The organism is Streptomyces sp. NPDC017940, from assembly GCF_044328435.1.
Classification (GTDB): Bacteria; Actinomycetota; Actinomycetes; order Streptomycetales; family Streptomycetaceae; genus Streptomyces.
In genome coordinates this window covers 54645-66955 of sequence record NZ_JBIRHJ010000004.1, presented here as the reverse complement: position 1 = coordinate 66955, position 12311 = coordinate 54645, and the positions used below count along the sequence as shown (strand labels likewise).

10 protein-coding genes are annotated in these 12311 nt (G+C 70.6%); 3 read left to right on the top strand and 7 right to left on the bottom strand.

The features are described from left to right. Window positions 1–145 precede the first annotated feature (145 nt). The 3 genes from ACH4DX_RS14775 to ACH4DX_RS14765 are packed head-to-tail and all read left to right on the top strand — an operon-like array spanning window position 146 to window position 2889. Complete coding sequence (locus ACH4DX_RS14775; RefSeq protein WP_398155333.1) at window positions 146–1504, top strand: hypothetical protein; 1359 nt, start codon at window positions 146–148, stop codon at window positions 1502–1504. 55 nt (window positions 1505–1559) lie between these two features. After that, window positions 1560–2456: an alpha/beta hydrolase gene (locus ACH4DX_RS14770; RefSeq protein ID WP_398155332.1), complete on the top strand. Its 897-nt coding sequence runs from the start codon at window positions 1560–1562 to the stop codon at window positions 2454–2456. Beyond that, a complete protein-coding gene (locus ACH4DX_RS14765; protein ID WP_398155331.1) occupies window positions 2386–2889 on the top strand; it encodes a hypothetical protein in 504 nt (167 codons plus the stop codon). Before ACH4DX_RS14770 ends, ACH4DX_RS14765 begins: the two co-directional genes overlap by 71 nt. A 31-nt stretch (window positions 2890–2920) precedes the next feature. Here ACH4DX_RS14765 and ACH4DX_RS14760 read toward each other — a convergent pair whose 3' ends face one another. From ACH4DX_RS14760 to ACH4DX_RS14730, 7 genes are all read right to left on the bottom strand, one after another. Beyond that, window positions 2921–3733: an SAM-dependent methyltransferase gene (locus ACH4DX_RS14760; protein WP_398155330.1), complete on the bottom strand. Its 813-nt coding sequence runs from the start codon at window positions 3731–3733 to the stop codon at window positions 2921–2923. A gap of 244 nt (window positions 3734–3977) precedes the next feature. After that, window positions 3978–4703 carry a dienelactone hydrolase family protein gene (locus tag ACH4DX_RS14755; RefSeq protein WP_398155329.1) on the bottom strand — a complete coding sequence of 242 codons (726 nt, stop codon included), beginning with the start codon at window positions 4701–4703 and terminating at the stop codon, window positions 3978–3980. A gap of 100 nt (window positions 4704–4803) precedes the next feature. After that, window positions 4804–5817, bottom strand: a complete 1014-nt coding sequence (locus ACH4DX_RS14750) for an urea transporter (protein ID WP_398155328.1) — start codon at window positions 5815–5817, stop codon at window positions 4804–4806. A gap of 132 nt (window positions 5818–5949) precedes the next feature. Beyond that, entirely contained in the window at window positions 5950–8556 is a 2607-nt protein-coding gene (gene rph / locus ACH4DX_RS14745; protein ID WP_398155327.1) for a rifamycin-inactivating phosphotransferase, read from the bottom strand. Window positions 8557–9112: 556 nt separating this feature from the next. Beyond that, window positions 9113–9766 (bottom strand): class I SAM-dependent DNA methyltransferase, encoded by a 654-nt coding sequence (locus tag ACH4DX_RS14740; protein ID WP_398155326.1) that lies wholly within the window; start codon window positions 9764–9766, stop codon window positions 9113–9115. Between the two features lie 91 nt (window positions 9767–9857). Continuing rightward, window positions 9858–10769: a hypothetical protein gene (locus ACH4DX_RS14735; protein ID WP_398122487.1), complete on the bottom strand. Its 912-nt coding sequence runs from the start codon at window positions 10767–10769 to the stop codon at window positions 9858–9860. Window positions 10770–10897: 128 nt separating this feature from the next. Continuing rightward, the gene (locus ACH4DX_RS14730) at window positions 10898–12106 is read right to left on the bottom strand and encodes an alpha-lytic protease prodomain-containing protein (protein ID WP_398155325.1); all 1209 of its coding nucleotides are present in this window, start codon (window positions 12104–12106) and stop codon (window positions 10898–10900) included. Between the last annotated feature and the right edge of the window lie 205 nt (window positions 12107–12311).

Below are 12311 nucleotides of genomic sequence, written 5' to 3'. Positions count from 1 at the left end.
AAAATCTGGATCGTACGATCCAGATAAGTGTGAAGTCTCAAGCCCGAGCCCTAAGTCCTGAGCTCTCGGAGCCCGCCATCGCACGGGAATCGTCGAGCCCGTCTCTCCGCTCCACTCCCCGCTCCACCGACACCACGGAGGACCCATGCACCCCGCACCCACCCCCGCCCTCGGCGGCAGCCGTTGGAACGCTTTCCCGGCGGGCGGCACCGTCCTGACCGCCGCTCGGTTCCTCACCGCCACCGAGCCGCTGCTCCAGGGCATCATCGACGACAACGCCCTCACCAGCGCCGACGGCAGGGTGTTGGAGGAGCAGATCCACGCCACTCTCGCCCTCGGCACCAGGGAGACCTCCCTGCCGCTGCTCGTGGGCCCCGACAGCGCCCCGGCCGCCCGTGAACTGGGCGCGCAGGCCGAGAGGATCGGTCAGGAACTGGCCTCCTGGTCCACCGCGGCTCTGGAGAGGCTGCTCACCGACCCGGCACCCCTGCCCGCGGGCCCGCTGGTCGTCCGCAGCCGCTGCTACGGTCACCTGCTCACCCCCGCCGCGACCGACCTGCTCATGGGTCGCCGCGGGGGACCCGTCACCATGCAGCTCTACAACGAGTGGCTGCACCAGATCGTCCTGCTGCGCGACGCACTGCTGCCCTTCACCAACTGGCAGGACGTGCCGCTGACCGTCACCCCGACCGGGCTGCGGCACACCGAGCCGGCCCGCGACGCGTTCCTCACCGAACTCCTCGTACGCCAGATCCGGCACACCCGCATCGTGGACTTCGCCCGCCACGTCGTCACCGGCACCTCCGGCCCGGACGGCTACGGCTTCGCGGCCGCCGGTGGCACCGCCCTGCCCGCCGTCCTCGACCGGTCACCCCTCACCGCGCCCCGGCACCTGCTGACCTGGCGCCCGGACCAGGCCACGGACGAACCCCTCACCTACGCCGCCGACGACCCAGTCACGTACGTCGCCGAGGAGGCGGACTACTACACCGCACCCCGCACCCTCGTCGAGCACCTGCCGCCCACCACCGCCCCGGCAGGACCGCTCACCGCTCGCCGCGCCCCCGGACCGACCACCCCCGACGGGGCCCGCACCGCCCACATCGAGGTCACCGACGGCACCCGTACCGTCCACGTCGACCTCGGCCAGGCCCTGCGCGGCCACCGCTTCGCCCACCGGCCGGACCCCGCCGTGGGTGACGCGACCGCATACGGAGCACACGCGGGGGACTCACTCCCCGAGGACTCGCCCCGCACCGCGGACATATGGGCGGCCTTGCGCGCCCCGGGTCTGGTGTGGACGCGAGCAGGCGAGGTCACTCTCGACGCCACCGGCCAGGACGACCTCGTAGCCCTGGCCCTGCTCGGCAGGCTCTACCCGGAGAACGTCACCGTGCGCCCCGCCGGGCCTCCCGTCGCCGTGACCCGGGCGGCCGGGGGAGCGGACGGGCACAGCGGGCCGAGCCGCTTGGTGACCGTGGTCGATCCCCCCCGGGCCCGCTGACCCGCAGCCAGCAGCACATCCACAAGCCCGACCACACCGAGAAGGCTGGACAACCATGATGTACGACCATGACGGCACGCCCGTCCGCACGGGGCGTGCCGCTGTCAACGGAACGAGCCTGCACTACCGGACGGCCGGCACCGGCCCCGCGGTGGTGCTGCTCCACGGCGTGCCCAAGACCGGCTACCACTGGCGCCACCTCCTCCCGAAGCTGACGCCCCAGCACACCGTCGTCGTACCGGACCTGCGCGGTCTCGGCGACTCCGCCCGTCCCGCGGACGGCTATGACTCCGCGACGATGAGCGACGACATCGCCGCGCTGATGGACCACCTCGGACACGGGACCTACGCCGTGGCGGGCGAGGACTGGGGCGCCGTCATCGGCTATCAACTCGCCGCCCGCCACCGGGACCACGTCAGCTCCCTCGTGTTCGCCGAGGCACTCTTCCCCGGGTTCGGCTTCGAGGACCACACGGCCCTCACCCCCGAGAACGTGTCCAGCGGCATGCACCTGTGGCACCTGGGCTTCTACTTCCAGCCCGACGTACCCGAGATGCTGATCGCCGGACACGAGCGTGAACTCATCACCTACATGCTCAAGTCCGAGCGCAGCCACCCCGACACCGCCACTCCCGACGCGATCGACGAGTACGTGCGCTGCTACTCCATGCCCGGAGGCATCCGGGCGATGCTCTCCGTCTACCGGGCGATGCTCGTCGACGCCGAACAGAACCGGCGGGCCGCGCGGGAGAAGCTGGACATCCCGGTCCTCGCTCTCGGCGGCTCGGCCTTCCTCGGCGACCGCAGCGAGTCCCAGATGCGGCTCATGGCCCACGACGTCACCGGAGCCGTCTTCGACGCCGGGCACGACCTCGCGGAAGTTGGGCGTTCTCGCCGGTGCGTCAGCGCTTGTGCTCCCGGTCACCGCCGCGCCGCCCGCGCCGGCCGCTGACCCGACGGGACATCTGGTGGAAGTGCCGATGCCTGCGGATGTGGAGATCGTCGAAGGCGTCGTCCCGGCGGCCGGGACCCCTGTTCCGTCCCTGGGCGGAACGCCCCGGGCCGCCGCGGCAGCCGAAGCGTGCCTAGGAGCGACGTCCGCCTACGGCGCGAAGGGCTGCTTCCAGCCACACGGCGACATCATCTGGTCCCGCGACACGGAGAAGGACGGCATGTCGGCTGCTGTCGGGGTCTACACCGACTACGGCCGCCCTGCCGCGGTCTGCGTCAACAGGCTGGGCGCCGACACCTGGGCGACCTGCGACAAGGACTACCGCGAGGACGGGAACGTGCGGCTGCGGGCCTTGCGCTACAACGGCGACAACGGCAAGTTCTACCAGCCGGAGACGTGGTCCGGCTGGATCCCGGTCGACGGGCAGTACTGAACCACCAGGTCTGCGAGGCGGCGCTCGCCGCTCAGGGCTTCACCGCCACCGCCCCGAACTGCGGGAGTACGGGGGCGGAGTCCGTCTCGGGACGCCACCGCGAGCACGAGACGAGGCCGGGAGGAAGGAGATCCAGGCCTTCGAGGAAGGCGCCGACCTCTGCGCGGGTGCGGGCGGTGATCGGTGGGGTGGCGTTCTCGTTCCAGAACTCCATGGCCTCGACGTTGCCCTGGCCACCGAGGTCGGTGTCGGTGGTCGGGTGGGTCAGGACGAGATGGCTGCCGGAGGGGACCGAGGCCATGATCCGGCGAACGATGTCCTGCGCCTCGTCCGTGTCGAGTACGAAGTTGAGGATGCCCAGCATCATGACCGCGACGGGCCTGTCGTGGTCGAGGGTCGCCGAGGCGCCCTCGATGATGCTGTCCGGGTGGTGGACGTCGGCATCGATGTAGTCGGTGGCTCCCTGTGAGGTGCCGATCAGCAGGCTGCGGGCGTGGACGAGCACGATGGGATCGTTGTCGACGTAGACGATCCGGGACTCGGGCGCGACCTGCTGGGCGATCTCGTGGGTGTTGTCCAGCGTCGGCAGTCCCGTACCGATGTCCAGGAACTGCCGCACTCCGCGGTCGGCGGTCAGGAAGCGGACCGCGCGGCCGAGGAAGTCACGGTCGGCGCGGGCCACGTCCCGGATGACGGGGAACATCGACGCGACCTGGTCACCGACCTGCTGGTCGACCTCGTAGTTGTCCTTGCCGCCGATCCAGTAGTTCCACACCCGTGCGTTGTGCGCGACTCCGGTGTTGAGCTTGCTCGGTACGCCTGACGGCTGCGGAACCCCACTCACATCTTGCCCTTCCCGGCACACTCGTGGGATGTCCGGAGAGGCGGGCACCACGGCGGCATTCTCTGTCGGTCGACCTTCCCGACATTGTCGCGCCATCGACGCGTCGCGTCAGGAGAATCCGCTTTCAGCGCGGGGCCCGCCAGTGCCACAACTCCCGTGCCCGAAGCTCGGCCGAGGGCACGCCTGGGCCACATTGCCCGCTCGAGCACGGAACAGGCGGCGCCGCGAGCCGCACGCGACCGTCTCACCCCCGCACGGGCAGGCACTCGGCGAGCAGGTCGACGACGTCGCGCCAGGCTCGCCGCGCGTGCTGGGGGTGGTAGCCGACGCCGGGGACCGTGGGGTGGTCGACCGTCGGGTGGTGGAAGGCGTGCAGGGCGCCGCCGTAGACCGTGAGGCGCCAGTCGACGCCCGCGGCCTGCATCTCCGCGGTGAACGCGTCCCGGTGCGCGGGCGACATGATCGGGTCCTCCGACCCGACCCCGGCCCACACCGGGCAGCGCATGCGCGCCGCCTCGCCCGGGCGGCCCGTGGTGGTCGCGTTGACCGTCCCGATCGCCCGCAGGGCGACGCCGTCGCGCCCGAGTTCCAACGCGACGGCGCCACCGGTGCCGTAGCCGACGGCGGCGATCCGGTCGGGGTCGGTCCGCGGTTCGGCGCGCAACACGTCGAGCGCCGCGTGGCCGATGCCCAGCATCCGGTCGGGGTCGGCGAGCAGCGGCAGGCAACGAGCCAGCATCTCCTCGGGGTCGCTCAAGTAGCGCCCACCGTGCAGGTCGAAGGCCAGCGCTATGTATCCCAGCTCGGCGAGAGCGTCGGCGCGGCGGCGCTCGACGTCGCTGAGACCCGTGCCCTCTGGTCCGAGCAGCACCGCGGGCCTGCGGTCGACACCGGCCGGGAGCGCGAGGTGCCCGGTCATCGTCAGACCGTCGGCCGGGTACTCGACCGTGCGCGTCGTGATCGTCGTCATGGGACTGGACTGTAACGATCACCGGGCCGGGCCGGGCCGGTATTAACTGTCGGCAGAAAAGACGCGGGAGCCGACTCGTCGCAGGGCGGCGACCAGCTCCTCAGACGACGGTTGTGCGCCCCGCGTCGGCGTTCCCGGGCGGCGCCGCGACGACCTGCGTACTCGTACGGTGCAACCGTGGCAGGCCGGGCACCGCGGCCACGAAGACCAGCGTGGTGAGGACGAACGGCCAGGTGAAGGCGTGGCCGCCGGCCGGAGACGCGAGTGCCTCCACCGCCGGCCCCAGAACCGTGGCCGCCGCCGCCCCGACGACCGCGTACCCGAGGCTCCACCGGTCCGCCACGAGCAGCACTCCGCAGAGCGCCATCGCCACGAGCACGGCGTTGTACCCCATCACCCCCGCCGTGATGCGGTCCGCCGGGGCGCCGAGGCCCCAAGCGGTGCCGGTGCCCACGGCACTGCCCACGCACGCCATCGCCCCGGCCAGGCGGCTGGCCGCGAACACGCCGACCAGGAGGATCAGCCCCACGTACCACTGCGGCAGCAGGAAGACCTGGCCGATGTTGGCGCAGAACGCGCGCCCGACGTCGACGAGTTGCAGGTGCGCCGACCCCGTGGCGGCGCCGCTGAGGGCCGCCGGGCTCGGGCCGCCGTGCCAGGCCCGGTGGAATCCCGGAGCCGCCATCGCCATCGCGCTGGCCGTCAGGCAGAACGGCAGCGTGAGCGTGGGCAGCCCCCAGCCGCGCAGCAGCCCGGCGGTGGCCGCGGTGACGACGGTGACCACCACACAGCCACCGGCGGCGAGGACCATGGTGGACGCGTGCGAGGGCCCGAGCAGCACCGCGAACGCCACCGCGACCAGGCAGGCGTTGAAGCCCTCGGTGCCCGCCGCCACGCGCTGGCCCGTCACACCGAGGAACCGCGCCGTGCCCGTGCCGACGGCCGTGCCGAGCAGCCCGTACACCGCATAGGACCAGTCCGCCGCGACGAGCGCGATCGCGAAGACCGCCCCCGTGAGGGCGTTCGGCAGGAACACGACCTGTGCCTGGCCGCGCAGCACATGCACCGCGAACAGCACACCTCGCCCCCCACGCCCAGCGCGCGGCTTGTGCACGAGACCCTCCCTCTCCCACCCACGAATCACGCCCGTAACCGGCAAGTGCACTGTAGGGGGTGACACATGGGAGGGAGCAAGAGATTCATGCGCCTGCCACGCAGCGGGCTTCGCAGGTGTGGCCCGGCCCGGTCAAGGCAGGATCCCGACGTACCCCTCGGTACCGTGCACGCGGATCCGCTGTCCGTCCCGGATCAGCCGGGTGGCCTGCTCCACGCCCACGACGGCAGGCAGGCCGTACTCCCGGGCGATCACCGCGCCATGCGTCATCAGGCCGCCCACCTCCGTCACCAGGCCCGCGATGCCGACGAAGAGCGGCGACCAGCTGGGGTCGGTGAAGGCCGTGACCAGGATGTCGCCCGCTTCGAGATCGGCATCGGCCATGTCCAGGACGACACGGGCCCTCCCCTCGACGGTCCCGGCGGAGACCGCGAGACCGACCAGGGCACCGGCCGGCACATCGTCGCGCCGGTACGCCCCCGTGACGGCCTCACCGTCCGACGTGAGCACCCGTGGCGGCATGAGCGCGTGGTGCGCACGGAACGCGTCCTTGCGCTCCTGTACGAGCCGTTCGTCCACGTGGTGCGAGCGCACGACGTCGCCGAGTTCCTGGAACGTGAGGTAGAAGATGTCCTCCGGCACAGGGAGCACACCGGCCCGCACGAGGCCCTCGGCCTCCCGCAGCAGTGCCTGCTTGTAGAGGAAGTAGCGGCTGACGATGTCGTACTTGGGGTACTCCCGGTACCCGATGAAGGTTCTGACCCGGTCGATCATCCGCTTGGCCTCGGCGGCCTTCTGCTCCCCGTCCGGCAGGGCCCGCAGGCGTGCCAGCACCTCCTGTTCCTTCTTCCGCGCCCTTTGCCGCCCTTCCTCGAAGCGGCGCCCGGCGGCCCCCGGCTCGAAGTTCCTGACGTTGTCGAGGAGCGCGGGCACCAGCAGCGTGGGGCGCTCGCGCCAGCGAGGTCGCGTGATGTCAATCTCGCCGACGCAGCGCATGCCGTACCGGTCGAGGTAGGCCTCGATGGCATCGCGCGCCTCGGCACCGCCCGACAGCTTCGGCAGCTCGTCCAGGAAGTCCTCGTCCTCGACGCCCTCGACGCCCTGGAGGAACGCCACCACCTCCGAGTGCGGACGGATCACGTCCGCGACGTCGAGCAGGGCAAGGCCCATCTCCGACGTGACGTTGTCGGGCGCGGACAGTGTGAGCGTGTCGGCGGCGTTCTTCTCGCCCAGCCACTCCCGCAGCCTGTCGTTGAGCCACTCCGTGGCATCCATCCCCGCCATCAGCGCCCTATAGCTCAGCGGATCGCTGAGGACTCGCTTGTGCTCCACGAATGCCTCGAGGAGGAAGTCGAACAGCGCCGGTCCGCTCTTCGTCCGGATGTCGCGCTCCAGAGCGGCGACGGACTCCTGGCTGCGCTCGATCAGCTCGGTGACGACGGCAGGATCGGTCTCGATCGGGGCGGCCGCACCCCGGGCCGCGGGTCCGCCGGGAACCGCGTCCGGGAGCGACGGTACGAAACCGTCGCGCTCGATGACGGTCTCCAGAGCGTCCCTGATCAGCGGATCGCTCTTCCCCATGGCATCGAGGAGAGCGGCGCGGCTCGCGGGAGAGGCCAGCCGCTGGGTGACGTCGACGAACAGCCTTCCGCCTGCCTCGTGCATCGCCACCATGGCCGTCAGCTGCCACATGGAGAACCCCAGGGGCTTCATGGGGTCGGTCATCATCTGCCCGTGGCCCACGGAGACGTAGACGTGGGGGTCCTCGTCCTCGGTCTCGGGGATGGGGAACAGGGTCGTGATCGGCCGGCTCTGCACGATCTGGAAACCGTCGTCGGCCAGGCACCACTCGATGTCCTGCGGGCGGCCGAAGTGCGCCTCGATCCGCCGCCCGAGCCGCACGAGCTCCACGACCTGCGCGTCCGTCAGCGCGGGCTGCCCCTGCCGCCGCGGGTCGATCGCCACTTCCTGCGTACCGCCGGAGCGAAGTGCCTGAACGGCGCGTTCCTTGGTGGCGATCTCCTTGGCGACGACTTCGCCGTCCCGCACCCTGAAGACGTCCGGGTTCACCAGGCCGGAGACCAGGGCCTCACCGAGGCCGAAGCCCGCGTCCACCGTGGCGACCTTCCGGTTGCCGGTGACGGGGTCGGCCGTGAACAGGATTCCGGACGCGTACGGGAGAACCATCCGCTGCACGACGACGGCCATGTGGACCGTACGGTGATCGATGCCGTTCCGCACGCGGTAGATCACGGCCCGCTCGGTGAACAGGGACGCCCAGCACCGGCTGATGTGCCGGAGCACGGCCGTCGGCCCCATCACGTTCAGGTACGTGTCCTGCTGGCCGGCGAAGGACGCCGTCGGCAGGTCCTCGGCCGTCGCGCTGGACCGGACGGCGTAGGCGGCGTGCTCACCCAGCCGACCGAGCTTGCGGGTGATCGCCGCCGCGATCTCGTCGGGTACGCCGATTCCCTCGACGGCCCGGCGGATCTCCGCGCTGAGCGTACGGATCGTCTCCCGGTCGTCGGGGTCCGGACGCGACAGCTGGTCGAGCCGATCGGCCAGCGACGGCGCGTCCGCAACGACCCGCCGGAAGGCGTCCGTCGTCACGCAGAAGCCGGCCGGCACGCGGACGCCTCCGATCCGTGAGAGCCCACCCAGGTGCGCGCCCTTGCCACCGACGACCGCGATCTGCGACTCGTCGATCTCCTCCAGACCCCGCACGTACTGCCCGGTCATCGCGCCACCTCCGAGGCGGCCGTGCTCCGTCGTCGCCCGGCACCGGCCGATCGATGCACCGGCGTGGTCGGTCTCGGTACCGGCGTTGCAAGTTCCGGTACCGGTGTCGCAAGTTCCGGTACCGGTGTCGCACATCTTGGCACCGGCGTTGCAATGTCCGGTACCGGCCCCCGGAGCCGCAGCACCCGCGTCCCAGGCTCTGCCGAGCCCGCGGATCCCACCTCTGGTCCGACGCCACCGCGTCCCCCGTACACCGACAACACACGCACGTCGTGCCCTCATCTCCGCAGGTTGTGGCCTTGGAGGAGGAGTTTGCGCCACTACCCGGGTATTGCCGCAAGCCCCCTGGTGCGCTATAAGTTGAGAGTGGCGAGGAGAGACATCTCCTCGCCTTTGCTTTTGCTTTTGCCTGTGCCTGTGCCTGTGCCTGTGCCTGTGCCTGTGCCTGTGCCTGTGCCTGTGCCTGTGCCTGTGCCTGTGCCTGTGCCTGTGCCTGTGCCTGTGCCGCCCGCCGGGGGCCCCGGCTGCCGCAGGGAGTGCGCCTGGCAGCCCGGGACTAGGCCTTGCGGGCGAGGAGCTGGACCTCCTGGAACTGCCGCTTGTCGGTGGGCTTCGGTTCGATCACCGTGCGGGCTGCCTCGGTCAGTCCGTGGTCGTGCAGGAGCGCTGCGAAACGGTCGGGGGACCAGCGGTAGGCCGTTGCCACCGCGTGGTCGTAGGCCTGCGTCTCGTCGTGGGGGCCGTCGGTGGCGGGGAAGCTGATCAGCAGATGCCCGCCGGGAGCCAGCACCCGGGCGACCTCGGCCACGACGCCGGGCATGTCCTGCGGCGGGGTGTGGATGACGGACCACCGCGAGAGCACCCCGCCCAGCGCGCCGTCCTCGATGTCCAGCGCGGCCATCGAACCCACCTCGAACCGCGACCCGGGGTGCGACTCGCGAGCGAGCCCGATCATCACGGGGGAGGCGTCGACACCGAAGGCGTTCAGCCCCAGCTCCCGCAAGTGGGCTGTGACGTACCCCGGCCCACAGCCGAGGTCGGCGACCTCGGCATCGGCTTCGCCGTCCGCACGCACCAGCTCCGCGAAGGCGCTCAAGAGCGCGCGCTCCAGAGGACGCTCGCGCAGGGAGTCCTGAAACAGCTCGGCGTAGGTGGTGGCGATGGCGTCGTAGGACTCACGGGTGGCACGCAAGGTCTGTAGTTCGGTCACCCGGAGACCGTAACGGTCCAGGCGGCAGCTTGTCCGCCCCGGGGCGGCCTGGCGGCAGCTCGTGCGCCCCGGGCGTCGTTCACGTCGCCACTCAGTCCGGCCATTCCCATTCGATGCCGTACACACCGGGTGTGCATTTCGTGGGCAACAAATGCGTCGTGTGGAATTCGTCGAGGGTCACACGGTGACGGCTCTGCGGTTCGTCGCCGAGCTGCTTGCGGTAGAGGTGCCAGCAGTTCGAGGGGACCGCCCGGGGGTGGAAACGCACCTGGAGCAGATAGGACCGCAAGGGCGAGATGACCCGGCGCTCGTGAAAAGTGGAGACCCCCGCGGTGGAATCGGCGCGGAGTGTGTACTCGACGACCGCGGTCTCGTTCGCCGCCAGCCGCCGAGCGAGGGGAAGGTCGGCTGCCACGCAGTCCACCCCCGGCAGGAACCGGATGGGCGGCGGCGGTCCACAGGGGACGCTGAGCGCGATCGTCTCTGCCTCCGGCGAGTCCAGGGAGTGGATGACCGTCAGGTGTCCGACGCCGCTGCGCACGGCTCGTACCACCATGGTGACCCGCGTCTCGTCCACGAAGCGGTGCTCGTTGACGTTGACCGTCTCGTGAATGACCACATGCCGGACACCGGCGTTGAACTGCGGAAAGCTCTCACCCAGGACCTGCTCGACGTCGGAGTTCTCGCCATAGACGTCGCGGACGGCGGTCGGGTTGTGCGGGGGCGCCCAGCCACGGGGACGACGAGGACCCAGCAACGAGCGCAGTGTGCCCGCCGGGAAGCCGAGCAGGGGCTCCAACGCGTCCACCGCGCGCAGGGACTGCGCCTTCTCGGGCTGGCTGCGTCCGCTCTGCCAGTAGCTGAGGGTGGCGAGGCTGACGTGGACCCCATGGGCCTGGAGGTGGTCGCGTATGCGTTCCAGGGGCAGCCCGCGTCGACGCAGGGCCTGGCGGAAGACGGTCGCGAACGTCGCGTCGGGCCCGTCGTCGAAAGTGTTCGGCATGCGTTCTTCCAGCGGGCGGCTCGATGGCCGTCTTGGTGCGAGGAGCGGCCGGGGGCCGCCCACCCTAACGGGTGAGCGGCCCGTGGTCGGCCGTGCTGCGGGACTTGCCCGTTTCGTGCTGCGGGTGCTCAGTTGGTGTTGAGCGTCAGGCCGTAGTAGCGGAGGGTGTCGTCGAGCGGCTGGAAGTAGGAGGAGCCGCGGGAGTTGACGCCCGAGCACTGCTGGCCGATCGGGCCGCCGGAGGTCATGCCCTGGGCCTGGTTCCCGGAGATGTAGGCACCCCCGCTGTCACCCCCTTCGGTGCAGACGCTGGAGGACGCCAGGCCCGTGACCACCGTGTCGGGGCCGCCGTTGGGGTCCGTGTAGGTGACCGTGATGTTGTACGAGCCGACCGCGCCGCAGGTCCACCCCGTGGTGGCGCCGGACTTGCACAGGGCCGCGCCGGACGTGGCGCGGCTGCTGCCCTTGACGGCCACATTGCCGGCCTGACCCCAGGTGCCCACCGTGGTGGTGATGGAGTGGCCGGAGTTGATGGTGGCGATTCCCATGTCGACGCTGCGGGTGCCGAGCGCGTAGCGGGTCTTGGTGCCCTTCGCGAAGGCGGTGCCGTCGAACCGCAGGGTGGGCAGGTTGGCGACGCAGTGCCCGGCGGTGACGAGGTACTGCCTGCCGGACTGGTCCCGGGCCCCGTACCCGACGGAGCAGTACCCCGACGAGTTGTTGATCGTCATCTTGCTGCCGGGGTAGATCGCGGCCTGCGGTTCGAGCTTCTTCTGGTTCCGTACGACCTTGACGGCGGAGCCGTGCTTCGCGGCCTCGGCGAGGAAGGCCTTGGCGGCGGCTCCCCGGGTGTTGTTGACCTTGACGACGACCTTGTCGGAGGCCAGGTCCACCGACCAGGCGGTGACCCCCGAGGGGGTGCGTTCGCGGGCTGCGGCGTCCAGCTCGGCCTTGATCTCGTCGAGCTCGTCCTGGCCGCGGGCTGCCGAGCGGGCGTCGAGGCCCGCCTTCTCGATCCGGGCGGCGTCGTCGGCACCGGTGGCGTTGACGGTCAGCTTGCCGGCGGCGTCGAAGAACGCCCCGTCGTCGGATATGCCTCTCTTCCGCAGACCGTCGAGCTTGTCCTGCTGTGCGTCCTGCCGGTCCAGGCGGTCGATCGCGGCCTCTTCGCTGACACCGAGGGAAGCAGCGAGCGCCCGTACCATCTCGGGCTGGTAGCGCGGAGTGGACACCGAGTCCTGCGCCTGTGCCACGGTCTGGGTCCCGAGGACCGCGGAGGCCGAGAGGACGACGCCTACCGCGGCGATGCCGAATTTACGGGAATTGCGCACGTTCATTCCTTCCAAATAGCAGACAGGAACCCGCGATGGAGTTGCGCGAATGCACAGACTCCGCCTCGCTGAGGGGTGGCCCTTGCCTGACGGGAGTGTGGGGTCTCGCCGTGTCCGGAACTATCACTCGGCGCGTCACTGACTCGCAAGACGCTTACCGGGGGCAACATTTCACAGAAACGTCGGCGGAATTGTTAAGGGGTTGCGGCAG